We start from the raw sequence: 24,182 nt of genomic DNA on the forward strand, positions 1-24,182 counted from the left end.
GAGAATGGTTCTCATTTTCCATATCTCCGGCATGACCGTCAAATTGATTTTCAGCAAGCCCCGGATAGGGCGGGCCAATGGCGTCGCCTCTTCCGGGCCTGCCGCGGCCGGTCAGGACTTGAGCTTGGCGTCCATGGTGATCTTGGCGTTGAGCACCTTGGAGACCGGGCAGCCCTTTTCGGCCTTGCGCGCGGCCTCGTCGAAGGCTTCGGCGCTGGCGCCCGGAATCACGGCCTCCACGGTCAGGTGCACCGCCGTGATGGCGAAGCCGCCGTCGACCTTGTCCAGCGTGACCTCGGCCTGCGTGTCCAGCTTTTGCGGGGCCAGGCCGGCCTCGCTCAGGATGTTGGACAGCGCCATGGTGAAGCAGCCGGCGTGGGCAGCGCCCAGCAGTTCCTCGGGATTGGTGCCCGGGGTGTCGCCGAAGCGCGTGTTGAAGCCGTAGGGCTGGTTCTTGAGCGCGCCGCTCTGCGTGGAAATCGTACCCTTGCCCGTCTTCAGATCGCCCGACCAGGCGGCGGTTGCGGTTTTCTTCATGCGTGACTCCTGTTGAGGGAACGCGCCCGAAACGGACGCGTCCGGTTGGGGGAGCGCGCGGCCGGCCCGATGGCGGCGCGCGTTGCCGGAAGGGGCATGGACCATGATACGGCGGGCGCGGCGGGGCGTCGCCTGTCGGCCGCCTGCATCCGGCAAGCCGATGTAACCGCCGCTTGCGGCGCCTTGCCAGCGCCGCGCGGCGCCGTCACACTTCGCCCCTGGCTCAACCCGAACAGGCATTGGATACAGATGGTAGTGATCGACACCGAACAAACCCGCCGCGCATTGTCGTTCGACGCGGCGATTCCGGCCTTGCGCGAGGCGTTCCGCCAGGGCGCCCATGTGCCCGCGCGCCATGTCCACGCGATCGAATCGGGCGGCGCGCACGGGACCACGCTGATCATGCCGGCCTGGAACGAGCAGGGTTACTTCGGCGTCAAGGTCATCAACATCTTTCCCGAGAACACGCGCCAGTCGCTGCCGGGCCTGCACGCCACCTACAACCTGTACAGCGCCCGCACCGGCGTGCCGCTGGCGCAGGTGGACGGCGACCTGGTGACGGTGTTCCGCACCGCCGGCGCGGCGGCGCTGGGCGCGTCCTACCTGGCGCGCGAGGATGCGCGGGTGCTGACCATCGTCGGCTCGGGGCGCATCGCCGGGCTGGTGGCGCAGGCCATGCGCACGGTGCGGCCGATCGACAAGGTATGGGTCTGGAACGTGCGGCCGGCCGGCGCCGAGGCGCTGGCGACGGCGCTGCGCGAGCAGGGCTTCGACGCCAGCAGCACCCTCGATCTGGAGCAGGCCGTGCGCCAGGCCGATATCGTCAGTTGCGCGACGCTGTCCACCGTGCCGCTGGTGCGCGGCGACTGGCTGCGCCCCGGCGCCCACCTGGACCTGATCGGCAGCTTCAAGCCCGACATGATCGAGACCGACACGGCCTGCTTCGACGGCACCACGGTCTACGTGGATACCGACGAGGCGCCGACCAAGGCCGGCGACCTGCTGGCCGCGTTCGAGGCCGGCGTGCTGGCGCGCGAGGACATCCGCGGCAACCTCACCGACCTGGTACGCGGCCAGGCGCCGGGCCGCACCCGGGCGGATGAAGTGACCGTGTTCAAGGCGGTCGGCAGCGCGCTGGAGGACCTGACGCTGGCCGCGCTGGTCTACGAGGCCTGCGGCGGTCAGGCAAAATAGCGCCATCCGCTGTTTTTTCATCCTGCGAGCTGTCGTCATGTCCCGCTTCTTCGTCCGCTACGCCTGCGCTGTCGCGCTGGCCGTTCCCGCCCTGTCCGTCCATGCCGAGATCGTGATCGGGGTGGATGTCTCCACCACCGGCCCGGCCGCGGCGATCGGCATCCAGACCAACAACGCCATTCGCCTGTGGCCCAATACGCTGGGCGGCGAGCCGGCGCGCTACGTGGTGCTGGACGACGGCACGGACGTCAGCCGCGCGGTCAAGAACCTGCGCAAGCTGACCTCGGAAGACAAGGTCGACGCCATCGTCGGCCCCAACACCACCGCCGCCGCCCTGGCCGGGTTGGACGTGCTGGCCGAGACCGGCACGCCGATGATCGCGCTGGCGGCCTCCAGCGTGATCGTCGAGCCGCTGTCCGATCCCAAGCGCGCGTGGGCCTTCAAGATGCCGCAGAACGATTCGCTGATGGCGACCGTGCTGGTCGAGGACATGAAGAAGAAGGGCCTTAAGAACGTGGCCTTCATCGGCTTCGCCGATTCCTACGGCGACAGTTGGTGGAAGGAATTCTCCGCGGCCGCCGGCAATGACATCAAGATCGTGGCGCAGGAACGCTTCCAGCGCACCGACGCGTCGGTGGTGGGCCAGGTGCTCAAGGTGATCGCCGCCAAGCCGGACGCGGTGCTGGTGGCCGGCGCCGGCACGCCCTCGGCGCTGCCGCAGAAGACGCTGCTCGAGCGTGGCTACACCGGCGCCATCTATCAGACCCACGGCATCGGCACGCTGGAATTCCTGCAGGTCGGCGGGCGCGACGTCGAAGGCACGCTGTTCCCCACCGGCCCCGGCGTGGTGGCGCGCGAGCTGCCGGATTCGAATCCGGTCAAGAAGGTGGCGGTGGAATTCGCCGACAAGTACGAGCGCCAGTATGGCGCCAACACCCTGACGCAGTTCGCCGGCGACGCCTATGGCGCCTGGATGCTGCTGGATTCGGCGGTGGCGCGCGCCCTCAAGACCGGCGCCAAGCCAGGCACCCCCGAATTCCGCATCGCCCTGCGCGACGCGCTGGAGAACACCCGCGACCTGATCGTGCCCAACGGCGTGCTCAACATCTCCAAGGACAACCACCAGGGCTTCGACGAGCGCGCCCGGGTGATGGGCGTGGTGCGCAATGGCAAGTTTTCCTACGCGGACGCGGCGGGGAAAAAATAGGGACGACATAGTCCCGTACGGTTCGTAACGAGTGCTCACCCGCCATAGGGCGGGACGGGGAAAAGCAGGCTTCGGCCTGCTTTTTTTCGTCCATATCATTAGAGGTGAAATGATTTAATGTCGTATCATTTTTAGCGAAGCCATGTACCTAGAAATAAATTCGGGAGAAATAAGACCATGATCGTCCAACGCACCCGCCGCGTCCTGCTGGCCCTGAGCCTGGGCCTGCTGGCCGCCTGCTCCGACTCCGGCTCGGACAAGCCCGCACAGGGGGCCAGCGCGCCCGCCGCTGGCGGCGACACGCTGGCGGCCGCCAAGGCCGCCGGCAAGATCCGCATCGGCTACGCCAACGAGGCGCCGTTCGCCTTCATGGACAGCAAGGAAGCCAAGGTCACCGGTGAATCGGTGGAAATCGCGCGGGTGGTGCTCAAGCGCATGGGCATCAACGAGGTCGAAGGCGTGCTGACCGAGTTCGGCTCGCTGATCCCGGGCCTGCAGGCCAAGCGCTTCGACATCATCGCGGCGGGCATGTACGTGACGCCCGAGCGCTGCGGCCAGGTGGCGTTCTCGAACCCGACCTATGGCGTGGGCCAGGCGTTCCTGGTCAAGCAGGGCAACCCGAAGAATCTGCACAGCTATGAGGACGTGGTCAAGAACCCCGACGCCAGGCTGGGCGTGGTGGTGGGCGCCATCGAAGCCGAATACGCCTCCAAGGTGAAAGTGCCGGCCGGCCAGATCGTGGTGTTCCCGGATGCCGTGAGCGCGCTGTCCGGCGTGCAGGCCGGCCGCGCCGACGCCTACGCGGCCACCGCGTTGACGGTCAACGACCTGATGGGCAAGACCAACGACGGCAGCGGCCTCGAAAAAGCCGAACCGTTCACCGATCCGGTGATCGACGGCAAGGGCGTGCGCGGCTACGGCGCCTATGCCTTCCGCACGGACGACAAGGCCTTTGCCGATGCCTTCAATGCCGAGCTGGCCAAGTTCATCGGCACCGACGAGCACAAGAAACTGGTGGCGCCGTTCGGCTTCACGCCCGAGGAACTGCCCAAGGACGTCACGGCCGCCAAGCTCTGCGCCGCTAACTAGGGGGCGCCGATGCAGCTTATATCCGAACATATCGCCGAGCTGGTGCCGCCACTGTTGGAAGGCCTGGCGGTGACGCTGGAGATCATGGCGGGCGCCGTCGTGCTGGCGGTGCCGCTGGCGCTGGCGGCCGGGGTGGGGCGCCTGTCGACCGTGCGCCCCGTGCGCTGGCTGGCGTCCATCTACGTCGAGGTGTTCCGCGGCACCTCGGCGCTGGTGCAACTGTTCTGGTTCTATTTCGTGCTGCCGCTGTTCGGCGTGCAACTGCCGGCTATGCTGGTGGGCATCGTGGTGCTGGCGCTCAATGCCGGCGCCTATGGCGCCGAGGTGGTGCGCGGCGCGATCCGCGCGGTGCCGCCGGGCCAGCGCGAGGCCGGCGTGGCCCTGAACCTGACGCGCGGCCAGATCATGCGCCGCATCGTGGTGCCGCAGGCCATCCCGGCCATGCTGCCGCCGGCCGGCAACCTGCTGATCGAACTGCTCAAGAACACCGCGCTGGTGTCGCTCATCACCATCACCGACCTGACCTTCCGCGGCCAACTGCTGCGCAGCGAAACCCTGCGCACCACCGAGATCTTCACGCTCATGCTGCTGCTGTACTTCGCGGTGGCGCTGCTCATCACCGCCGGCGTGCGCCTGCTTGAACGGAGGGTCCGCGTCCGATGAAACCGATATTCGACTGGTCCTTCGCGCTGGAGATCCTGCCCACGCTGGGTTCGGCGCTGGTCATCACCATCCAGGCCACGGTGCTGGGCATGCTGGTGGCCGTGACGCTTGGCCTGGCGCTGGCGCTGCTGCGGCGTTCGCGCCTGGCGCTGCTGTCCTTGCCCACGGCGTTCGTGATCGAGTTCGTGCGCAGCACGCCGCTGCTGGTGCAGATGTATTTCCTGTTCTACGTGCTGCCCCTGACCGGGGTGCAGATGTCGCCCCTGGCGACCGGCATCGTGGCGCTCGGGCTGCACTACGCCACCTATTGCGCCGAGGTCTACCGCGCCGGCATCGAGGCGGTGCCGCGCGGCCAACTGGAAGCGGCGCGGGCGCTGAACATGTCGCCGTGGCGCACGGCCGTGGGCGTGGTGCTGCCGCAGGCGATCCCGCCGGTGGTGCCGGCACTGGGCAACTACCTGGTGGCCATGTTCAAGGACACGCCGCTGCTGTCGGCGATCACGGTGGTCGAGCTGCTACAGCAGAGCAAGATGATCGGCTCCACCACCTTCCGCTACACCGAACCCCTGACGCTGGTCGGCGTGCTGTTCCTGGCGCTGAGCCTGATCGCGGCCTGGGGGGTGCGCGGCCTGGAGGCCCGCCTGCAACGATATGGAGGAAAGCGATGAGTTCCAGCATCACCATCAAGAACCTGCACAAGCGCTATGGCGAGCTGGAGGTGCTCAAAGGCATCAACCTGGAGATCCCGGCGGGCCAGACGGTGGCCGTGATCGGGCCGTCCGGCTCCGGCAAGTCGACCCTGCTGCGCGTGCTGATGACGCTGGACCAGCCCAGCAGCGGCGAGATCGAGATCGATGGCGAGCCGATGTGGACCGACGCCCAGGGCCGCCCGGCCGGCCCCAATTCCGAGCACCTGCGCAAGGTGCGCGGCAAGATCGGCATGGTGTTCCAGCACTTCAACCTGTTCCCGCACATGACCGCGCTGGGCAACGCCATGGAGGCGCCGGTGCACGTGCTGGGGCTGTCGCGCGACCAGGCCCGCGAGCGCGCGGTGGAATACCTGGAGATGGTGGGGCTGGGCGACAAGCTCGACGTCTACCCGGCGCAGTTGTCGGGCGGCCAGAAGCAACGCGTCGGCATCGCCCGCGCGCTGGCGATGTGCCCGGAGATCATGCTGTTCGACGAGGTCACCTCGGCGCTCGACCCGGAGCTGGTGGGCGGCATCCTGCAGATCCTGCGCGACCTGTCGGCGCGCAAGAGCATGACCATGATCATCGTCACCCACCAGATGAAGTTCGCCGAGCGCAGCTCGGACCGCACGCTGTTCTTCGACCAGGGCAACGTCGTCGAGGATGCCGAATCGCAGACGCTGTTCAGCGATCCGAAGGAGGCGCGCACCCGGCAGTTCCTGGACAGCGTGATCGAGGGGCAATAAGCCGCGGTAATAAGCGGCGGGCCAAAAGGACGGGCCTAAAGGGCGGGCCTCGTCCCACCCTAAATCCCCACGCGGGCGTCGGGATTGGCCGCGCGGGCGGATGCCGGCGCTATGCTGTGCATCCGCGTCCATCGCCCGGAGCCTTACGCATGAGTCATCTTTTCAGTCCCACGTCAGTCGGCAATGTCGAACTGGCCAACCGCATCGTCATCGCGCCCATGTGCGAGTACTCGGCCGACGAGGGCCGCGCCACCGATTGGCACATGATCCACCTGGGCCACCTGGCCCTGTCGGGTGCGGCGCTGCTGTTCACCGAAGCCACCGCGGTCGAGGCCGACGGCCGCATCTCCCCGGGCGATCTGGGCCTCTGGTCCGACGAGACCGAGGCCGCGCTGGGCCGCGTGGTGCAGGCGGTGCGCCGCTATTCGCCCATCAAGCTCGGCATCCAGCTTGGTCACGCCGGCCGCAAGGCGTCGAGCCATGCGCCCTGGGAGGGCGGCCAACTGGTGCCGCCGGAGCAGGGCGGCTGGCAGGGCTGGGCGCCGTCGGCGCTGCCGCACAATGCCTCCGAGCCGGCGCCGCGCGCGCTTGACGCCGCCGGCCTGGCGCGCGTGCGCGATGCCTTCGTCGACAGCGCCCGCCGCGCCATCCGCCTGGGCTTCGATGCCATCGAGCTGCACGCGGCCCACGGCTATCTGCTGCATCAGTTCCTGTCGCCGCTGGCCAACCAGCGCGACGACGAATACGGCGGCTCGCTGGAGAACCGCATGCGCTTTCCGCTGGAAGTGTTCCGCGCGGTGCGCGCGGTGACGCCGTCGTCGGTGGCGCTGGGCGTGCGGGTGTCGGCCACCGACTGGGTCGAGGGCGGCTGGGACCCGGCGCAGACCGAGGCGTTCGCGCTGCGGCTCAAGGAATTGGGCTGTGAGTTCATCGACGTCTCCAGCGGCGGCGTGTCGCCGCTGCAAAAGATCCCGGTCGGGCCGAACTACCAGGTGCCGTTCGCCGACGCCCTCAAGCGCGCGGTCGGCCTGCCCACCATCACGGTGGGCCTGATCACCGAGGCACAACAGGCCGAGGACATCGTGGCGCAAGGCCAGGCCGACATGGTGGCGCTGGCGCGTGGCATGCTGTACGACCCGCGCTGGCCCTGGCATGCCGCCGCGCAACTGGGCGGGCAGGTCGCCGCGCCGCGCCAGTACTGGCGGTCGCAGCCGCGCGAGCTGAAGGAACTGTTCGGCGAGACGCGCTTCGGCCAGCGCTAGCGCGCGACCGTCGTCCAAAGAAAAACGCCGCGTGACGCGGCGTTTTTCATGGGCGGACGGTGCGCGCTTACAGGCGCGAATACGCCGCTTCCAGTTCGCGATGCAGGATGTCCGCGAAGTCGGCGCGGGCGGCGTCGTGCTGCGCCAGCAGGCGCGCCAGCACCACGTTGTCCTCTTCGCCGTTCCAGATCTTGATGTAGGTGCCTTCCTTGTAGCCATGCTGCTGGCGGAAGATGTTCAGCACGTTCTTGGAAACGTACTGGGTGTAGGCATCGTTCCAGCTCATCTCGCAGGCGGTCATGCTCTGCTCGAGCAGCTTGAAGCTGGCGCGGCCGCACACCGCCAGGCCGCCGATCAGTTCCAGCAGTTCGGGCACGTTCAGGCTGGCCAGCGCGTAGCTCTTGCCGTCCAGCGTGATCGAGGCGGGGCCGGCCAGGTCGGCCACCAGCGCGGCGGCGGCGGCGTTGACGTCGCCCTTGGCCTGCACGATGGTGTGCGACAGGTAGAAATGCAGGATGTCGACCAGTTCCATCTGCACCTGCGGCAGGTCGATGGTCTGCTTCTTCCACCACTTCCAGCCGTAGTGCTCCAGGGCCTCGGCCGATTCGACGAAGGCGGCGCGCAGGAAGCGGGCGCCGCCGTTGATCCAGTCCGGATTGATCATGCTGTTCAGGTCGCCTTGCAGCTTCAGCATCGTGGCCGCCTGGGCCTGGTTCAATCCGACAACGTTATTCACTTTCACTCCGGTATTCGTGGGGTCTGTTCGACAGCGGCGGAAATGTTAGCACCATTGCCGCCGCGGCCGCGTCCGCTCACGCATCCTTGCGGTACGACGAGGTCTTGAGCGGCGGCAGCTTTTCCAGCGGCCGCTTGCGCGGGTCGCGGGCGCCGCTGGCGGCCTTGAACAGCATCAGCGCGAAGAAGCCCAGGAACACCGCCGGCATGAAATCGTCCAGGTCGAAGCGCGGCGCGTGCAGCGCCTTGAAGGCGACGTTGACCGCGGCCCAGCCGGCCACCGCGCCGGCGACGGTCAGGAAAATGCCCTGCTTGCGCTGGCGCGCGCGCTTGGCCAGCGAGACCGCCTCGGCGTCCGTCTGGCCGGGCGCGACGGTGGGCGGCACGCTGTCGGCGCGACGCGATTGCAGCGGCGGCGGGGCTGTCTTGCCCCAGGTCAGGTCGTTCAGGGAACCCTGGTCCGGGGCGGGGGAGGGCGTCGGCGCCGGCATGGCGGCCTGGCGCTTGGTCTCGGCTTTGCTCGGCACCCGTCCAGGCGTGGCGCCACCGGCGCGCGAAAGATTTTCGATGTAGCGCGCGAAGTCGCCGTTCTTTGGCTCCATGTCGATAGCCATGCTGTTCTCCGCTAATTGCCGCGACGGATCCGCGCCGGCTGCCGGCGCTTGCGCATCATCGCGACCAGAAGTCCGCATCCTAGCAGCACCGAGAAACCCGCGCCGATCATCATGGCGATCTGCTGGGCGTTTTCCGCGGCGCCCAGGCTGCGCGCGGTGATGTAGCCCGGCGCCAGCATCAGCGGCATCCACAGGATGGCCGAAAGCACATTGGCCATCTGGAAACGGCCATGCGCCATGCCCATGACGCCGGCCACCGTCGGGATGGTCGAGCGGATCGGTCCCAGGAAGCGGCCGATCAGCACCGAGGCGAAGCCATAGCGGTAGAAGAACAGCCGGGCGCGGGCGACGGCGGTGCGCTGCTGCTTGAGCGGCCAGCGCCGTAGCACGCTGGGGCCCGCCCAGCGGCCCAGCCCGTAGGACAGCGCGTCGCCGACGATGGCGCCAGCGACGCCCCAGGCCATGATGCTCCATGGATCCAGCGTGCCGGCCCCGATCAGGCCGCCCGTCAGCAACATCAGCGCGGTCGCGGGAATGAACAGGCCCAGCAGCACCATCGATTCTCCCAGCGTGAGCAGGAAGGTGATGGGGCCGGCCCAGGCCTGGTTGGTCTCGATCAGCACGCCGATCTTGTCGATGTATTGGTCCATGAGGCAAAAGTTGAAAATTAGCTGAACGCAATCGGGTATCTTAACGCCTGCATTGTGGGCGCCGCGTGAAAGCGGCGTCCACCGAAGGCTATCGTCGGAGTTCTATGGATTCGGTTACACAAGCCGTGCTGGGCGCGGGCATACAGGGGGCGCTGCTGGGGCGCGTGCAGGGACGGCGAGCGCTGATCTACGGCGCGGCGCTGGCCACGGTGCCGGATCTGGACGTGTTGATGCGTTACCCGGACCCGGTGTCACTGATGACCTATCACCGGGGCTTCTCGCATTCGATCTTCGTGCTGACGGGTCTGGCGCTGCTCCTGGCCTGCCTGATACGCCGATACTGGCCACAGGCCCCCTACAGCGGCAGGCGATTGTTCCTGACACTGTGGTTGGTATTGGTGACGCATCCACTGCTGGACGCCTTCACCGTCTACGGCACGCAGTTGTTCTGGCCGCTGGCGTCGATTCCGGAAAGCTGGTCGGCGATTTTCATCATCGATCCGGTCTACACCGTGCCGCTGTTGCTGGCGGCGGTCTACGCGATCATCGCGGGCATGACGCGCAACGCCCGGCGACTGCTGGCGGGGGCGCTGATCTTCAGCACGGCCTACCTGGCGTTCGGCCTGGCGGGCCGCATCGCCGCCGAGCAGCGGGTGCGCGATGCGATGCAGGCGCGAGGCATCGTCGTCACCGAGCTGCGGGCCGTTCCCATGCCGCTCAACACGCTGCTGTGGCGCGTTATCGCCAAGACGCCCGATGGCCATTACTACGAGGCCGTCAGCAGTTGGTTCGACCGCGAGCCGCCGGAATGGCTGCGCCAGCCGCTTCACCCGGATCTGGGCCAGGCGCTGGCGGGCGTGCCGCTGCACGAGCGACTGCGCTGGTTCACCGATGACTGGCTGCGCTATGACGCGCTGGGCGATGCGCTGGTGGTGACCGATTTGCGCATGGGCATGGCCGGTCACTACAACTTCCGCTTCAAGATGGCGGAGCGCGCGCCGGATGGCACCTGGCGGCCGGTGACGCCGTCCAGTTGGCCGGGCGAGCGGGGCGGCTGGGCCGAGCTCAAGCTGCTGCTGGCCCGCATCCTGCATGCCCAGCCGCCGCTGCCGCTGGCGCAGTGGGCGGAGAGCGCCACGCGCTGAGCCGGTCCGCATTGGCTCGCCACGCCGCCTGATACGACCCGCCGCGATCCGGCGGGTTTTTCATGTTCCGGCGCTGCCCCGGCATGGGCCCCGTATTGACCGGCGGTCCGACCCTGCATTATTCTTGTTCGATATTAAGGAACAATAGTTCCGTTTTATGGAACATCGATGAGTATTCTCGACGGCGTCCAACGCGTGCTTGCGCTTTATGCGGAGGGCGCTGCGGAGCTCAGCTTCACCGACGTGGCGCAGCGGTTATCCATGCCCAAGAGCACGGCATCGCGCCTGCTCAACCAGATGCAGCACTACGGCATGCTCGACCAGGACGCGGCCTCGCGCCGTTATCGTCCCGGCCTGCTGCTATCGCAGGCGGTGCGCGCCGGCCTGGCCGCTACCCCGCTGGATGACGCCTGCCGCAAGGTGCTGGCGCGCCTGTCGGCGGACAGCGGCCTGACCGCCTACCTGTCCACCTTGAACCAGCGCGAAACCGTGGTGCTGCAGCGCCTGAACGGCTCGCACCCGGTGCAGGTGCTGTCGCCGCCCGGCTCGCGTCGCGCCGCCTCGGGCACGGCCATGGGGCGGGCGCTGCTGTCGCGCCTGAGCCAGGCCGAGTTCGACGCGCTCTACGGCGCCGACCCCACGCAGTCGCTGCCGATGGAAGGCAAGGATTGTCCGGCCACCGTCGGCGAACTGGCGCAGCGCGTGGCGCAGACCCGCGCCGACCATTACGGGGTTGCCATCGACCAGGCGATGCCCGGCATCGGCGCCGTGGCGGCGGCGGTGCGCGATCCGTCCAGCGGTGAATTGCGCGGCCTGTGCCTGTCCTTTGTGTCGTTCCAGGTCGATGCCGCCCGCGTCGCCGCGTTGCGCGACGCCCTGACACAGCAGGTCGCCGCGTTGGGGCGCGAACTGAACGACCCCTACTGGCTGGACTGATCCCTGTTACCGATTCCCGCTATCTGGCCGCCCGCATGCGGCGCTCCGACCCAACGACTCCACGGAACTTTGCACATGAACCTTCTGCTCCTCAGCAATTCCAGCAGCGACGCCGGCTACCTGGTGCACGCCTTGCCCGACATCCGCGAACTGATCGCCACGCTGCCAGCCGGCGCGCCGGCGGTGTTCGTGCCGTACGCAGGCGTCACCCGCAACTGGGACGACTACACCGCGATGGTGGTGACGGCGCTGGCCGACACCGGCCTGGACATCGAGCCGCTGCACCGCGCCGCCGATCCGGTGGCCGCGCTGGAAAGGGCCGCGGTCATCATCGTCGGCGGCGGCAACACCTTCAATCTGCTTGGCGAGCTGCGCCGCCGGGGCCTGTTGAGCGTGGTGGCGCGCCGCGTGCGCGAAGGCGCCGCCTACCTGGGCTGGAGCGCCGGCTCCAACCTGGCCTGCCCCAGCATCTGCACCACCAACGACATGCCGATCACCGATCCCGCGGGCTTCGACGCGCTCGGCCTGCTGTCCTTCCAGATCAATCCGCACTACACCAACGCCCATCCTCCCGGCCACCGCGGCGAGACCCGCGCGCAGCGCCTGGCTGAGTTCTGCACGCTGAACCCGACGATGCCGGTGCTGGGCCTGCCCGAAGGCGCCGCGCTGCGCGTGCGCGGCGCCGCCATCACGCTGGTCGGTCCGCACGATGCGCCGCTGTTCCTGGGCGGCAACGAGCCGCGCGTGTTCCAGCCCGGGGTGGTGGAGATCCCGGCATGAAACAGGTCATCGACACTATCGAGCTGCTGTCCTCGGCGCATGTCACGGGCGAAGCGGTGGCGCAGGTCCTGCGCGAGGCGGGCCAGTGCGAAGTCGAAGTCACTCGGCTCGAGCGCGACGGCCTGGCCACCGACTTTCTCTCCATTGTCATCCCGGGTTCCGACGCCAACGCGCCGCAACTGGGCATCGTCGGCCGCCTGGGCGGCATCGGCGCGCGTCCGGCCGTCACCGGCCTGGTGTCCGACAGCGATGGCGCCGTGGTCGCCGTGGCCACTGCGCTCAAGCTGATGGCCATGGCGCGCCAGGGCGACGTGCTGCCCGGCACCGTGCGCATCCGCACCCACATCTGCCCGCGTGCCGGCACCCGTCCGCACCACCCGGTGCCGATGATGCGCTCGCCGTTCCCGATGCGCGAGATGATGTCGCACGAAGTCGATCCGCGCATGGACGCGATCCTGTCGGTCGACACCACCCGCGGCAACCGCCTGGTGAACCAGCGCGGCGTGGCCCTCACGCCGGTGGCCAAGCAGGGTTACCTGCTGCGCATTCCCGAAACCATGCTGGACGTGATCGGCTGGGTCAGCGGCCAGTTGCCCCTGACGCTGCCGTTGACCACACAGGACATCACGCCCTACGAGAACGGCCTGTGGCACGTCAATTCGCTGATGCAGCCGGCCATCGTCACCGACGCGCCGGTAGTGGGCGTGGCGCTGACCGCGCAGACCGCCGTGCCGGGCTGCGCCACCGGCGTCACCAACGCGGTCGACGCCGACGTCGCCATGCGCTTCTGCATCGAGATCGCCAAGCTGTTCGGGCAGGGCGCGCTGGCTTTCTTCGACGACGCCGAATGGCGCGCGCTGCAGGCCCGCTACGGCTCGATGGCGCACCTGCAGACCACTGGCCGGGAACCCGGGGGCGCGCAATGAGCACGCCCAAGCCGCGTCGCGTGGCGTTCTTCACCATCGGCCAGTCGCCGCGCAGCGACGTGGTGCCCGAGATGGCTCCCTTGCTGGGCGAGCACGTGCGCATCGACGAATTCGGCGCGCTCGACGGCTTGGACGCCGCGGCGCTGGCCGCGCTGGCGCCGCGTCCGGGCGAATACCGCTTCGCCACGCGCATGCGCGACGGCAGCCAGATCGAACTGGACGCGGCCGCCGCCGAGGCCCGCCTGGCGCAGGTGATGCGTCAGGTCGACGCTGCCGGCTACGACCTGCTGGTGCCGTTGTGCACGGGCACCGCGATCGCGCCGATGCGCACGCTGGTGGTCGAGCCGCAGCAGGTGGTGGACCACCTGGTCGCGGGCCTGTCGCAGCACGGTCGCCATGTCGGGCTGGTGGTGCCGCTGGAAGCCCAGGTCGATGCGTTCCACATGGCCGTGCCGCTGGAATGCCCGGCGACGGTGGTGCATGCCTCGCCCTACGAAACGGACGCGACGCGCGCAGCCGCCAATTTCACGCAGGCCGGCCGCGCATTGGCTGACTGCGATTTCATCGTCATGCATTGCATGGGCTACGCCGAACGCATGCGCCAGGCGGTGGCGCAGGCATCGGGTCGCCCGGTGCTGCTGTCGAATCGTGTTGTGGCGCAGATGCTTGCGCAAATTCTGGAATAAGGGATCCTCTTCATGTTCAGCCGTAGTTTGCAACGCGCCGTGGGCGCACTGTTCGTCGTCGGCGCCATGTCGGCCGCGCCGGTCCTGGCCGCGGACGCCTGGAAACCGACCAAGCCGGTGCGCCTCCTGGTCGGTTTCGCGCCCGGCGGTTCCGCCGACACGCTGGCGCGCCTGCTGGCCGAGCCGCTGTCGCAGCGCCTGGGCCAGACGGTGGTGGTCGAGAACCTGGCGGGCGCCGGCGGCAACATCATGGCCTTCCGCCTGTCGCAATCGCAGCCTGACGGCTACACCATCGGCATCGCCGCGGCCGGTTCCATGGCCATCACCCACGTGCTCAACGCCAAGGGCACCAGCTACAAGCCGACCGACTTCACGCCCATCACGCTGGCGGCGGTGCAGCCCAACGTGGTCATCGTCAACAAGGACGTGCCGGCCAACAACCTGGCCGAATTGAAGGACTACTTCCAGAAGACGCCGACCGCCACCTACGGCACCGCCGGCGTGGGCATCTCCAATCACCTGATCGCCGAAACCATGCTGTACAAGCTGGGCGTGAAGGTGCCGCACGCGGCCTACCGAGGCGCGGCGCCGGTCATCACCGACCTGCTGGGCGGCCACATCGCGATGACGATGGACAACATCTCCACCGCCGCGCCGCTGGCGCTGCAGGGCAAGGTCAAGGCCATCGGCGTGGCCTCGCTCAAGCGCTCGGCGCAACTGCCCGACGTGCCCACGCTGGACGAGCAGGGCCTGAAGGGCTTCGACATGCCGACCTGGCAGGGCGTGTTCGCGCCGGCCGGGCTGCCGGCCGACGTGCTGGCCGCCTACTACGCGGCGCTGCAGGACGTGCTCAAGCAGCCCGCCGTGAAGGAGAAGATGGCCGGCCTGGGTTCGGAACCGGTCACCGGCATGACGCCCGAGCAGTTCGGCCGGTTCCTGGAGAACGACCGCAAGCAGTGGGCCGACATCGTGCGCGCCGCCAACATCAGCCTGGAGCAATAAGCAGGCTGTCGCGTCCGCCGTTGCCAGCAGGCGCGGCGCGCGCCGCAAACAAAAACGCCAGACTCGCGTCTGGCGTTTTTATTGGGTCTCGCGGACGGGCGGGATCAGTCCGGCAGCCGCGCCGCGATCTCGGCGATCAGGCGGCGCGCGGCGTCCAGCTTGTCGGCGGCCGGCAGCGGGTGCGCGCCCTGCGCGTCGAACAGCACCAGTTCGGTGGTGTCGGCGTCCATCACCTTGTGCGCCAGGTTGCCCACCAGCAGCGGAATGCCCTTGCGCTGGCGCTTGGCCTCGGCGTGCTCGGCCAGCTTTTCGGTCTCTGCCGCAAAACCCACGCACCACGGCCCGTCCTTCAGTTTGGCCACTTCGGCCAGGATGTCGGGGTTGGGCTCGAACTCCATCTGCGGCGCGCCGCCGCCTTCGCTGGTCTTCTTCAGCTTCTGGTTGCTGACGTTCTTGACGCGCCAGTCGGCCACGGCGGCCACGGCGATGAAGATGTCGGCGTCGGCGGCGCTGGCCATCACGGCGTCGTGCATCTGGCGCGCCGTCATCACCGACAGGGCGGTGACGCCGCGCGGCACGGGCAGGGCGGTGGCGCCGGTGATCAGCGTGACGCGGGCGCCGGCTTCGCGCGCGGCGCGGGCCAGGGCGTAGCCGGTCTTGCCCGACGAGCGGTTGCTCAGCACGCGCACCGGATCGACCGGCTCGGAGGTGGGGCCGGCGGTCAGCAGCACGTGACGGCCGGCCAGCAGCTTGGGCTGGAAGAAGGCGATCAGGTCGGCGAGGATTTCATGGGCTTCGAGCATGCGCCCGTCGCCGGTCTCGCCACAGGCCTGTTCGCCGGCGGCCGGACCCAGGATGCTGATGCCGTCGGCGCGCAGTTGCGCCACGTTGCGCTGGGTCGCCGGGTTGGCCCACATCTCGCGGTTCATGGCGGGCGCGACGAGCAGCGGGCAGGCGCGCGCCACGCACAGCGTCGACAGCAGGTCGTCGGCCATGCCGTGAGCCAGCTTGGCCATGAAGTCGGTGCTGGCCGGCGCGATCAGCACGGCGTCGGCGCCGCGCGTCAGGTCGATGTGCGCCATGTTGTTGGGCACCCGCGGGTCCCAGGCATCGACGAACACCGGACGGCCGGACAGGGCCTGCATGGTCACCGGCGTGATGAAGTGCGTGGCCGCCTCGGTCATCACTACGTCGACGACGGCGCCTTGTTCGGTCATGCGCCGCACCAGCTCGGCGATTTTGTAGCAGGCGATGCCACCGGTCAGGCCGAGGACGATGCGTTTGCGGGCGAGGTCGAGCATGGGCGTCGGACGGCGTTTGGATGCCGTCGAATCAGGGAACGGACAGTGATTTTATTCCGCATTGCCGCATCGCGCCGTTCGCCATGCGTGCAGGGGGGCTCAAACAGGAAAAAACCCGGCCAGGGGCCGGGTTTCGAAGGGGGGCGGGGGAGGGCGTCAGGCGCGCGGCTTGCGGGCCCGCAGCAGCTCGTCCAGCACCAGCAGTACCGCGCCGCAGGTGATCCCCACGTCCGCCACATTGAAGGCGGGGTAGTACCAGTCGCGCCAATAGAACAGCAGGAAGTCCACCACGTGGCCATACACCACGCGGTCGATCACGTTGCCGATGGCGCCGCCCAGGATCATCGCCAGCGCCAGGCAGAAGCGCGGCTGGCCGCGGGTGCGGCGCAGGATCACGGTGATGACCACGGCGGCGACGAGGCCCAGCGCCGTGAACAGCCAGCGCTGCCAGCCTTCCTCGGATGCCAGGAAGCTGAATGCCGCGCCGCGGTTATACAGCAGCGTGAAGTCGAAGAACGGCAGCAGGTTCAGGCGCTCGCCATACTGGTATGAGGTGTTGAAGTACACCTTGGTCAGCTGGTCCAGCACGACGATGGCCAGCGCGATGCCCAGCCAGCGGCCCACCCTTGCGGGGGGCGCGCCGGCGGATGCCCCGGTGGCCGTGCCTTGAGGGCCGGCCATGCTCAGGCCTTGTCGCGGGCTTCGCCCGAGCCGAACAGGTTGGACACGCAGCGGCCGCAGATCTCGGGGTGATCCGGATCCTGGCCCACGTCCAGGCGCCAGTGCCAGCAGCGCTCGCACTTCTTGTGCTTGGACGGCGTGACCTCGATGCGCGTCTCGCCTTCGCCTGCGTGCACGGCGGCGCGCGAGACGATCAGCACGAAGCGCAGGTCGTCGCCCAGGCTGGCCAGCAATTGCTGGTCTTCGCCGCTGGCGTACAGGTCGACCTCGGCCTGCAGCGACGAACCGATGTCGCCGGCCGTGCGCACCTCTTCCAGCTTGCGCTGGACCTCGGCGCGGATGGCGCGCAGGCGCGTCCACTTGGCCGACAGGGCCTCGGCGTCCGCGAACGGCGGCAGCGCGTGGTAGACCTCGGTGAAGATGGTGACGCGGGCGGCGTCGGCCTGGTGCTTCAGGGCCGAGCCGACCAGTTCCTTCCAGGCCTCTTCGGCCGTGAACGACAGGATCGGCGCCATCAGCTTGAGCAGCGTCTGGGTGATGTCCAGCAGCGCGGTCTGGGCCGAGCGGCGGGCCACGCTGTCCACCTTCGAGGTGTACAGGCGGTCTTTCAGGATATCCAGGTAGAACGCGCCCAGGTCTTCCGAGCAGAACGTCTGCAGGCGCGAAACCGCCGGGTGGAAATCGTAGCGTTCGTAGTGACCCTGCACCTCGGCCTGCATCTGCGCCGTCATGGCCAGCGCATAGCGGTCGATCTCGAACAGCTCGCCGTAGGGCACGGACTGCGACACGGCGTCGAAGTCGGCCAGGTTGGCCAGCAGGAAACGCAGCGTGTTGCGGATGCGGCGATAGCCTTCGACCACGCGCTTGAGGATCTCGTCAGAGATCGACAGCTCGCCCGAGTAGTCGGTGGAGGCGACCCACAGGCGCAGGATTTCGGCGCCCAGCGAATCGGACACCTTCTGCGGCGCGATCACGTTGCCGACCGACTTGCTCATCTTGCGGCCCTGGCCGTCCACCACGAAGCCGTGCGTCAGCAGGGCCTTGTAGGGCGGCTGGCCATACAGCATGCAGCCGGTCAGCAGCGACGAATGGAACCAGCCCCGGTGCTGGTCGGAGCCTTCCAGGTAGAGGTCGGCGGGCCAACCCAGTTCGGCGCCGTGCGAGCCGGCGAAATCGCCGTCCTTGCCGCCCAGCACGGTGGCGTGGGTGCTGCCCGAGTCGAACCACACGTCCAGCGTGTCGCGGTTCTTTTCGTATTGGTCGGCTTCGTCGCCCAGCAGCTCGCGCGGGTCCAGCGTCTGCCAGGCCTCGATGCCGCCTTGCTCCACGCGTTGCGCGACCTGTTCCAGCAATTCGGAGGTGCGCGGATGCAGCGCGCCGGTTTCCTTGTGCACGAAGAAGGCCATCGGCGTGCCCCACTGGCGCTGGCGCGACAGGGTCCAGTCCGGACGGTTGGCGATCATGGCGTGCAGGCGAGCGCGGCCCCAGGCCGGATAGAAGGCAGTGGCGTCGATGCCGGCCAGCGCCGATTCGCGAAGGGTCGGGCCGCCGTCCTTCGGCTTGATGTCCATGCCGGCGAACCATTGGCTGGTGGCGCGGTAGATGATGGGCGTCTTGTGGCGCCAGCAGTGCATGTAGCTGTGCTTGTGCTTTTCGACGTGCATCAGCGCGCCGGCTTCCTTCAGGGCCTCGACGATCTTGGGATTGGCGTCCCAGATCGACAGGCCGCCGAACAGCGCCAGGCTGTCGACGTACTTGCCGTCGCCCATGACCGGGCTGATGAAGTCGGTGTCCTTCATGCCGTGCTCCTTGCACGAGATGAAGTCCTCGATACCGTAGGCGGGGGCCGAGTGCACCACGCCGGTGCCGGAGTCGGCCGTGACGTACTCGCCCAGGTAGATCGGGGCCTTGCGGTCATAGGCGGCTTCGAACTGCGCCAGCGGATGGCGGAACTCGATGCCCGACAGCGCCGCGCCCGGGGCGGTGGCGATGACTTCGCCTTCCAGGTTCCAGGCCTTCAGGCAGGCTTCGACGCGCTCGCGCGCGATCAGCAGCAGCGGGCCGAACTTGGGCGCGGGCGACACGCGCACCAGCGCGTATTCGATTTCGGGATGCAGGTTCAGCGCCTGGTTGGACGGGATGGTCCAGGGCGTGGTGGTCCAGATGACGATGGCGCCGTCGTCGACCTTGTCCAGGCCGAAGGCCTTGGCCAGCTTGTCGTGCTCGGCGAACGGGAAGGCCACGTCCACCGCCGGGTCGACGCGGTCGGCGTATTCGACCTCGGCCTCGGCCAGCGCCGAGCCACAGTCGAAACACCAGTTCACGGGCTTGAGGCCGCGGAACACGTAGCCCTTGTCCAGGATGCGGCCCAGGGCGCGGATCTCGTCGGCTTCATTGCTGAAGTTCATCGTCATGTAGGGACGATCCCACTCGCCCAGCACGCCCAGGCGCTTGAAGTCCTTGCGCTGGCGGTCGATCTGCTCGAGCGCGTAGGCGCGCGCCTTGGACTGCACCTCGGCCACCGGCAGGTGCTTGCCGTATTTCTTCTCGATCTGGATCTCGATCGGCATGCCGTGGCAATCCCAGCCCGGCACGTAGTGCGCGTCGTAGCCGGCCATGTTGCGGCTCTTGACGATGATGTCCTTCAGGATCTTGTTGACCGCGTGGCCGATGTGGATGTCGCCGTTGGCGTAGGGCGGGCCGTCGTGCAGCACGAAGCGCGGACGGCCGCGGCTGGCGGCGCGGATCGCCTGGTAGACGTGGTTTTCCTCCCACTGCGCAATCCAGGCGGGCTCGCGCTTGGCGAGGTCGCCCCGCATGGGGAAGGGGGTATCGGGCAGGTTGAGGGTCTTTTTATAGTCCATGAACGGCAAAATAGGCGCGCGCGTTTCGCGCGTCTTCGGCGATGGCGGCAGTCAGGGAAGGGAGATCAGGAAATTTTTCTTCGTCCCGCAGCTTTTGCAGGAATTCGACACGCACGAGTTTACCGTATGCGTTGACGGTCTCGTCGAGCAGGTGCGCTTCCAGCAGCACGCGTCCGCGGTCCTCGACGGTCGGGCGCACGCCCAGGCTGGCCACCGCCGGCAGGGCGCGCTCGGCCAGGCCATAGACCTGCACCACGTAGATGCCGGAGCGGGCCGCGCAGCGCTCGGCCACCCGCAGGTTCATGGTCGGATAGCCCAGGGTGCGGCCCAGCTTCTGGCCGTGGATCACGTGACCGCTGATATGGAAGGGGTGGCCCAGGAGGTGGCGGGCCCGGTCCAGGTCGCCCACGGCCAGGGCGGTGCGCACTTCCGAGCTGGAAATGCGGTGGCCGTGGCGGTCGGTGACGTCGGCCAGGGTCTGCACCTCGAAGCCATGGCGCAGCCCGGCTTCGCGCAGCAGGTCGATGTCGCCGCTGCGCTTGTGGCCGAAGCGGAAGTCCTCGCCCACCAGCAGCCACTTGGTATCCATCCCCCGCACCAGCAGGTTCTCGATGAAGGCGTTGGCCGACATTTCGGCCAGGCGGGCGTTGAAGCGCTCGACCACGACCTGGGATACGCCATAGCGGGCCAGCGCCGCCAGCTTGTCGCGCAGCCCGGAAATGCGGGTGGGCGCCAGCTCGGGACGCTGGTTCAGCGTGGCGAAGTACTCGCGCGGGTGCGGCTCGAAGGTCATCACGGCGGGCGTCAGGCCGCGGTCGCGCGCGACCTGGCAGACGCGCGCCAGCATGGCCTGGTGTCCTCGGTGGACGCCGTCGAAATTGCCGATGGTCAGCGCGCTGGGAGCGCGCTGGGCGGGCGGCGGAAGGGATCGGTGGATGCGCAGCGGTGGTTTCACGAGCGAGAGTTTACAATTTTGGATTACGGGATTGTTCGTCATCCCCAATTTGGATCGCTCATCTTGCCGGAAACTTCTACACCACCGCGCCGCATCGTCATCCTGATCTCGGGACGAGGCAGCAACATGCAGGCGCTGGTCCAGGCCTGTCGCCAACAGGGCTGGCCCGCCACGATCGCCGCCGTGATCGCCAGCCGGCCGGACGCCGCCGGCCTTGAATGGGCCGCGGCCCAGGGCATCGCTACGGCGGCGCTGTACCACAAGGACTATGCCAGCCGCGAAGCGTTCGACGCCGCGCTGGCCACGGAAATCGACCTGCACGCACCGGACTACGTCATCCTGGCCGGCTTCATGCGGGTGCTGACCCCCGGCTTCGTCAATCGCTATAGCGGCCGCCTGGTCAACATCCATCCGTCGCTGCTGCCGGCGTTCCCGGGGCTGCACACGCACGCCCAGGCGCTGGCCACCGGCGTGCAGGTGCATGGCTGCACCGTGCATTTCGTGACGCCGGTGCTGGACCATGGCCCCATCATTGCCCAGGGCTGCGTGCCGGTCCTGGCTGGCGACACGCCCGAAATGCTGGCCGAACGCGTGCTGGAAGTCGAGCACCAGGCTTTTCCGACCGCCGTGCGCTGGCTCGCCGAAGGCCGGGTTACCCTGACGAATGACCACCGGGTGGACGTGCAGGGAGATCCCGACCGCCTGTTCACCTGGTCCGCGGCGGCCTGAGCCGACGCCAGCCGCGCAGCCGGGCCGCCGACGGCCCTGAATCGCATTTATCGGGCGGCATGTGTCCGCCCCACTGGAATACACCATGAGCAAACCCCAATCCCCGCGTTCCCGCCCGGCAGCCGCCGGAGAGCGTGACGGCCGGTCCTTCTTCTCGCGCCCCAAGGGCGAGGCCCGCGTCGCCCAGGATCGCGCGCCGCGCCCCGAGCGCGCCGCCGGTGGCCGCGAAGGCCGTTCGGACGAGCGCCGCGACAGCCGTCCGACCCCACGTCCGTCCTATGACGCGCCACGCGGCGAAGGCCGCGGCGAACGCGGTTCCTTCGGCGGCGACCGGCGCGAAGGCTCGGGCCGCCCGACGCCGCGCCCTTCCTATGACGCGCCGCGTGGCGAGCGTGGCTCGTACGGCTCGGAGCGCCGTGAGGGCCAAGGCCATGGCGGTGAACGGGGTTCCTTCGGTTCGGACCGCCGCGAAGGCTACGGCCGTCCGGATTCGCGCCCGTCCTACGGCGCTTCGCGCGGCGAAGGCCGTGGCGGCGAGCGCGGCTCCTTCGGTTCGGACCGCCGCGAAGGCCAGGGTCGCCCGGATTCGCGTCCCTCCTATGGCGCTTCGCGCGGCGAAGGCCGCGGCGGTGAGCGCGGCTCCTTCGGTTCGGACCGCCGTGAAGGCCAGGGTCGCCCGGATTCGCGTCCCTCCCATGCCGCTTCGCGCGGCGAAGGCCGCGGCGGCGAGCGCGGCTCCTTCGGTTCGGATCGCCGTGAAGCCTTCGGTCGTCCGGATTCGCGCCCGTCCTACGACGCTCCGCGCGGCGAAGGCCGTGGCGGCGAGCGTGGTTTCCACGGTTCCGACCGCCGCGAAGGCCAGGGCCGGCGTGACGCCGCCCCGCAAAAGCCGCAATTCAACCGGCCGCGCCTGTCGTATGCCGCCAGCCGTATCGACCAGGTGCAGCGCGTGCTGGGCGAGATCCTGCAATGGACCTACCCGGCAGACGCCGCCTTGTCGCACTGGCTGCGTGGCCATCCCGGCCTGGGCGCGCGCGACCGTTCGGAAGTGGCCGAAGCCGTCTACGACGTGCTGCGCCACCTGCGCCGCTACCGCCAGTTCGGCGAAAGCGGCGTCGGGCCGGCTTCGCGCCGCCTGGCCATCCTGGGCCTGGCCGCCACCCTCGGCACCGAAGCGCTGCGTGAAGGCCTGGACGCGGCCGAGGCGGAATGGCTGCAACGCGTGCTGCAGATCGACCTGGCGACGCTGCCGCGCGCCGTGCGCGGCAGCATCCCTGACTGGCTCGACGAGCGCCTGGGCGCCATGGAAAGCCCCGAAACCCTGATCGAGGCCCTCAACCGCCAGGCCAGCCTGGACCTGCGTGTCAACCCGCTCAAGGTCGAGCGTGACGCCATGCTGGCGGAACTGCAGCAGAGCGCCGGCCGCTACGAACCCGTGCCGATGCCGTACTCGCCCTGGGGCATCCGCATGGAAGGCCGTCCGGCCATCAACCGCTGGCCGCAGTTCGAGAACGGCAGTATCGAGGTGCAGGACGAAGGCAGCCAGTTGCTGGCCCTGCTGGTGGCGCCGCGCCGCGGCGAAATGATCATCGACTTCTGCGCCGGCGCCGGCGGCAAGACCCTGCTGCTGGGCGCGCTGATGCGCTCGACCGGCCGCCTCTACGCCTTTGACGTCTCGGCCGCCCGCCTGGCGCGAGCCAAGCCGCGCTTTGCACGCAGCGGCCTGTCGAACGTGGTGCCGGTGGCGATCGACAGCGAGAACGACGCCCGCGTCAAGCGCCTGGCCGGCAAGGCCCAGCGCGTGCTGGTCGACGCGCCCTGCAGCGGCATCGGCACCTTGCGCCGCAACCCCGACCTGAAGTGGCGCCAGCACCCCGAGTCGCTGGCTGAACTGGGACAACTGCAGGAACGCATCCTCAATAGCGCCGCGCGCTGCGTGGCGCCCGGCGGCCGCCTGGTGTACGCCACCTGCAGCCTGCTGGCCGAGGAAAACGAAGTGCAGGCCGACCGCTTCCTGGCCAGCCATCCGGATTTCGAGCGGGTGGACGCGGCCGAGATCCTGGCTGCCCGTTGCGACAACCTGAAGCTGGAGGGGCCCTACGTCCAACTGCGTCCGGACCTGCATGGCACCGACGGCTTCTTCGCCGCCGTGTTCGAGCGCCGCAAGAAGGCTGTCACCGCAGCGGAAGGCGAAGCCGAGGCGCAGTCGGACGCCGAAGCGCCGCACGAAGAGGATGTCGGCACTGCCGAGGCGCCCGTCGCCCAGGAGTCCCTGGAACCGGTGGCCTCGGAAGCGTTCAGCGAGGCGGATCAGGCCAGGCCGGCTTCCTGAGCGGTGGCTGGCCCCGCGCTGGCTCAGGGAGCCGGCGCGATGCCCAGCGTCGCGCTGTACCGGCGCGTTCCGATGGTCTTATTCTGGTATTTCACTTCCCAGGCCAGCGAATCCGACCCGGGTTGGTTGGCCTGGTAGACCAGTTGCGCCACCGGCACTGTCTTGTACGCGCAACGTCCCGAGTCGCCGGACTGGCCGCGCGTCTGGACGATGCTGGCGACCCCCAGGCGCGGTTGCAGCGTGATGGTGACGCGGGGCGCGCGCAGCGCCAGGCAGTCAGAGCCGCGGATCTCGTAATAGGACGCCAGCACGGTAACGTCCCCAATTTTCAGCGACTGGGCATGCGTGGGCGCCGCGGCGGCCAGACCGGCGGCGGCCAGGAGGGCAATAAAATAGGGACGGGTTTTTTCGCGGAACATCGTGAGGCGGAAGAGACGGTGATAGCGGACCGAAGTGTGC

The 24,182-nt window shown here is 68.6% G+C and carries 24 protein-coding genes; 15 read left to right on the forward strand and 9 right to left on the reverse strand.

Annotated features, from left to right (window positions below; translation table 11 throughout):
• Window positions 1–111: 111 nt before the first annotated feature.
• Window positions 112–537 (reverse strand): OsmC family protein, encoded by a 426-nt coding sequence (locus SB816_RS09590; protein WP_064523566.1) that lies wholly within the window; start codon window positions 535–537, stop codon window positions 112–114.
• 249 nt (window positions 538–786) lie between these two features.
• On the opposite strand from SB816_RS09590, the gene SB816_RS09595 reads away from it, so the two are divergent.
• The 7 genes from SB816_RS09595 (at window position 787) to SB816_RS09625 (ending at window position 7,387) form a co-directional block, all read left to right on the forward strand.
• The gene (locus SB816_RS09595; RefSeq protein ID WP_054502091.1) at window positions 787–1,731 is read left to right on the forward strand and encodes an ornithine cyclodeaminase family protein; all 945 of its coding nucleotides are present in this window, start codon (window positions 787–789) and stop codon (window positions 1,729–1,731) included.
• 37 nt (window positions 1,732–1,768) lie between these two features.
• A complete protein-coding gene (locus tag SB816_RS09600) occupies window positions 1,769–2,938 on the forward strand; it encodes an ABC transporter substrate-binding protein (RefSeq protein WP_175142856.1) in 1,170 nt (389 codons plus the stop codon).
• Between the two features lie 177 nt (window positions 2,939–3,115).
• On the forward strand, window positions 3,116–4,027 hold the full coding sequence (gene ehuB / locus SB816_RS09605) for an ectoine/hydroxyectoine ABC transporter substrate-binding protein EhuB (protein WP_269872477.1): 912 nt from the start codon (window positions 3,116–3,118) through the stop codon (window positions 4,025–4,027).
• Window positions 4,028–4,036: 9 nt separating this feature from the next.
• Window positions 4,037–4,690, forward strand: a complete 654-nt coding sequence (gene ehuC, locus SB816_RS09610; protein WP_064526387.1) for an ectoine/hydroxyectoine ABC transporter permease subunit EhuC — start codon at window positions 4,037–4,039, stop codon at window positions 4,688–4,690.
• Entirely contained in the window at window positions 4,687–5,358 is a 672-nt protein-coding gene (ehuD, locus tag SB816_RS09615) for an ectoine/hydroxyectoine ABC transporter permease subunit EhuD (RefSeq protein WP_006383962.1), read from the forward strand. The genes ehuC and ehuD overlap by 4 nt, the downstream gene beginning before the upstream one ends.
• Complete coding sequence (ehuA, locus tag SB816_RS09620) at window positions 5,355–6,125, forward strand: ectoine/hydroxyectoine ABC transporter ATP-binding protein EhuA (RefSeq protein ID WP_410546849.1); 771 nt, start codon at window positions 5,355–5,357, stop codon at window positions 6,123–6,125. Before ehuD ends, ehuA begins: the two co-directional genes overlap by 4 nt.
• 149 nt (window positions 6,126–6,274) lie before the next feature.
• Complete coding sequence (locus tag SB816_RS09625; protein WP_410546850.1) at window positions 6,275–7,387, forward strand: NADH:flavin oxidoreductase/NADH oxidase; 1,113 nt, start codon at window positions 6,275–6,277, stop codon at window positions 7,385–7,387.
• A gap of 67 nt (window positions 7,388–7,454) precedes the next feature.
• On the opposite strand, the gene SB816_RS09630 is transcribed toward SB816_RS09625, so the two are convergent.
• The 3 genes from SB816_RS09630 to SB816_RS09640 form a co-directional block, all read right to left on the reverse strand.
• On the reverse strand, window positions 7,455–8,105 hold the full coding sequence (locus SB816_RS09630; RefSeq protein WP_410547122.1) for a dUTP diphosphatase: 651 nt from the start codon (window positions 8,103–8,105) through the stop codon (window positions 7,455–7,457).
• Window positions 8,106–8,199: 94 nt separating this feature from the next.
• Window positions 8,200–8,736, reverse strand: coding sequence for a hypothetical protein (locus SB816_RS09635; protein ID WP_269872475.1), 537 nt, complete (start codon window positions 8,734–8,736; stop codon window positions 8,200–8,202).
• Between the two features lie 11 nt (window positions 8,737–8,747).
• Window positions 8,748–9,386 carry a DedA family protein gene (locus SB816_RS09640; RefSeq protein WP_054502098.1) on the reverse strand — a complete coding sequence of 213 codons (639 nt, stop codon included), beginning with the start codon at window positions 9,384–9,386 and terminating at the stop codon, window positions 8,748–8,750.
• Between the two features lie 104 nt (window positions 9,387–9,490).
• Between SB816_RS09640 and SB816_RS09645 the strand changes: the two genes are divergently transcribed.
• The 6 genes from SB816_RS09645 to SB816_RS09670 all read left to right on the forward strand — a co-directional run bounded on the left by SB816_RS09645 (window position 9,491) and on the right by SB816_RS09670 (window position 14,861).
• Window positions 9,491–10,531, forward strand: coding sequence for a metal-dependent hydrolase (locus SB816_RS09645; RefSeq protein WP_064526390.1), 1,041 nt, complete (start codon window positions 9,491–9,493; stop codon window positions 10,529–10,531).
• A 168-nt stretch (window positions 10,532–10,699) separates the two neighbouring features.
• Window positions 10,700–11,467 carry an IclR family transcriptional regulator gene (locus SB816_RS09650; protein ID WP_054502100.1) on the forward strand — a complete coding sequence of 256 codons (768 nt, stop codon included), beginning with the start codon at window positions 10,700–10,702 and terminating at the stop codon, window positions 11,465–11,467.
• A gap of 75 nt (window positions 11,468–11,542) precedes the next feature.
• Window positions 11,543–12,247: a dipeptidase PepE gene (gene pepE, locus SB816_RS09655; protein WP_054502101.1), complete on the forward strand. Its 705-nt coding sequence runs from the start codon at window positions 11,543–11,545 to the stop codon at window positions 12,245–12,247.
• Window positions 12,244–13,173: a DUF1177 domain-containing protein gene (locus tag SB816_RS09660; RefSeq protein WP_144657989.1), complete on the forward strand. Its 930-nt coding sequence runs from the start codon at window positions 12,244–12,246 to the stop codon at window positions 13,171–13,173. The genes pepE and SB816_RS09660 overlap by 4 nt, the downstream gene beginning before the upstream one ends.
• Window positions 13,170–13,859 carry an AroM family protein gene (locus SB816_RS09665; RefSeq protein ID WP_410546851.1) on the forward strand — a complete coding sequence of 230 codons (690 nt, stop codon included), beginning with the start codon at window positions 13,170–13,172 and terminating at the stop codon, window positions 13,857–13,859. The genes SB816_RS09660 and SB816_RS09665 overlap by 4 nt, the downstream gene beginning before the upstream one ends.
• A gap of 12 nt (window positions 13,860–13,871) precedes the next feature.
• Entirely contained in the window at window positions 13,872–14,861 is a 990-nt protein-coding gene (locus SB816_RS09670) for a Bug family tripartite tricarboxylate transporter substrate binding protein (RefSeq protein WP_410546852.1), read from the forward strand.
• A 104-nt stretch (window positions 14,862–14,965) separates the two neighbouring features.
• Here SB816_RS09670 and coaBC read toward each other — a convergent pair whose 3' ends face one another.
• The 4 genes from coaBC to SB816_RS09690 form a co-directional block, all read right to left on the reverse strand.
• Window positions 14,966–16,162 (reverse strand): bifunctional phosphopantothenoylcysteine decarboxylase/phosphopantothenate--cysteine ligase CoaBC, encoded by a 1,197-nt coding sequence (gene coaBC, locus SB816_RS09675; protein ID WP_054502105.1) that lies wholly within the window; start codon window positions 16,160–16,162, stop codon window positions 14,966–14,968.
• Window positions 16,163–16,318: 156 nt separating this feature from the next.
• Window positions 16,319–16,843, reverse strand: a complete 525-nt coding sequence (gene lspA / locus SB816_RS09680) for a signal peptidase II (RefSeq protein ID WP_054502106.1) — start codon at window positions 16,841–16,843, stop codon at window positions 16,319–16,321.
• A 2-nt stretch (window positions 16,844–16,845) separates the two neighbouring features.
• Entirely contained in the window at window positions 16,846–19,707 is a 2,862-nt protein-coding gene (gene ileS, locus SB816_RS09685) for an isoleucine--tRNA ligase (protein ID WP_410546853.1), read from the reverse strand.
• Window positions 19,697–20,662: a bifunctional riboflavin kinase/FAD synthetase gene (locus tag SB816_RS09690; protein ID WP_059271438.1), complete on the reverse strand. Its 966-nt coding sequence runs from the start codon at window positions 20,660–20,662 to the stop codon at window positions 19,697–19,699. Before SB816_RS09690 ends, ileS begins: the two co-directional genes overlap by 11 nt.
• A 63-nt stretch (window positions 20,663–20,725) precedes the next feature.
• On the opposite strand from SB816_RS09690, the gene purN reads away from it, so the two are divergent.
• Together purN and SB816_RS09700 are read left to right on the forward strand one after the other, a co-directional pair.
• Window positions 20,726–21,391, forward strand: coding sequence for a phosphoribosylglycinamide formyltransferase (gene purN / locus SB816_RS09695; RefSeq protein ID WP_410546854.1), 666 nt, complete (start codon window positions 20,726–20,728; stop codon window positions 21,389–21,391).
• A gap of 949 nt (window positions 21,392–22,340) precedes the next feature.
• Window positions 22,341–23,723 carry an RsmB/NOP family class I SAM-dependent RNA methyltransferase gene (locus SB816_RS09700; RefSeq protein WP_410547123.1) on the forward strand — a complete coding sequence of 461 codons (1,383 nt, stop codon included), beginning with the start codon at window positions 22,341–22,343 and terminating at the stop codon, window positions 23,721–23,723.
• A gap of 23 nt (window positions 23,724–23,746) precedes the next feature.
• Here SB816_RS09700 and SB816_RS09705 read toward each other — a convergent pair whose 3' ends face one another.
• Window positions 23,747–24,142: a hypothetical protein gene (locus SB816_RS09705; RefSeq protein WP_116791360.1), complete on the reverse strand. Its 396-nt coding sequence runs from the start codon at window positions 24,140–24,142 to the stop codon at window positions 23,747–23,749.
• Between the last annotated feature and the right edge of the window lie 40 nt (window positions 24,143–24,182).

The organism is Achromobacter sp. SIMBA_011, assembly GCF_046535435.1.
GTDB lineage: Bacteria > Pseudomonadota > Gammaproteobacteria > Burkholderiales > Burkholderiaceae_B > Achromobacter > Achromobacter dolens.